This window comes from Serratia sp. 506_PEND, assembly GCF_001076875.1.
In the GTDB taxonomy this organism is placed as follows: domain Bacteria; phylum Pseudomonadota; class Gammaproteobacteria; order Enterobacterales; family Enterobacteriaceae; genus Serratia; species Serratia marcescens.
Genome location: NZ_JVEL01000602.1, coordinates 1 through 971 on the forward strand (window position 1 = coordinate 1; position 971 = coordinate 971).

Sequence of the window (971 nt, forward strand, 5' to 3'; positions counted from 1 at the left end):
TCCCCCGGTCCGCACCAGGTATCGCGGTTCAGCAACAGCACCGCGTGGTAATGCTTCTTCCCTTTGATTTCACCAAACTCTCGTGCCCAGACAAAACGCAGCGTGGTCGGCCAGACGCGTTTGCCCTCGCGACGCTGACGCGTCTGAAGGGCAGCAATGCGGGCTTTCAGGGCGTCGATAAAACGGGATATCACGGCGGCGTCGGTAGCGGCTGCTGTATCCGGTAGACGGAGGTCAACGCGCAGGGCCAATACGCGGGTATAGGCGCTCAGCGCACAGTTAAAGGTCTCTGTAATACGTTGCTGCCAGTAAGGATGGTAGGTGTAACTCATTGAAATGGACTCCGGTGGGTTATNGTTCATAACCATTACCGGTGCTGTAAAAAAGTACTTTCAGCCGTCAGTACAGTAACAACGCCACTGGCGTTCTCCGGGGCGTCAGTGAAATGTTTCGTTTGCCAATGCATCAGGCAAAGCAGCAGATGCCGCCGTTGCTGAAATCACGGGGATAAGTCAGAAACAACGAAGTACCCCGAAAGCTGTATAAAAACGCCCCTCCCGTTACCGACACATAAGGGACATTCGTGAATAATGGCAATCAGCAGATGAAAACCAGAGGAAATAACGATGATTATTGACGTTGATGAAGCACCGGCGATCGCACTGGCACTGCTGGAAGAGAAACTTCACAACTGGCAAAAGACCGTTCCGCCATCCTGGCCTTCAACCTGGCCTGTTTTTAATCGGCTGATTGAACGTCATGATGAGATGGCATTGGTGTACAGGGAGATAGCGTCCAGTAACCTCTCCAGGCAACAGTTCTGGATACTGATTGAGCAGATTATTCATGCCGGTAGCTTTGGCACCGATAAGCGCTTTGCACAACTGCGGGCCGATCATCAGGAGCTTACGGCTCTGAATGACACTATCAGCGCCATGAGCATACAACTGGCTGAAATGCTGGAACGACGC

Annotated in this window: 1 protein-coding gene and 1 pseudogene; one reads left to right on the forward strand and one right to left on the reverse strand. The window is 52.5% G+C overall.

What is annotated here, in order from left to right:
• On the reverse strand, positions 1-332 hold a 332-nt coding region (locus tag ADK28_RS27345; protein ID WP_048797200.1), incomplete at its 3' end, for a YagK/YfjJ domain-containing protein.
• Positions 333-626: 294 nt separating this feature from the next.
• Here ADK28_RS27345 and ADK28_RS32320 point away from each other — a divergent pair.
• A pseudogene (locus ADK28_RS32320) lies at positions 627-971 on the forward strand (hypothetical protein); the annotation flags it as partial.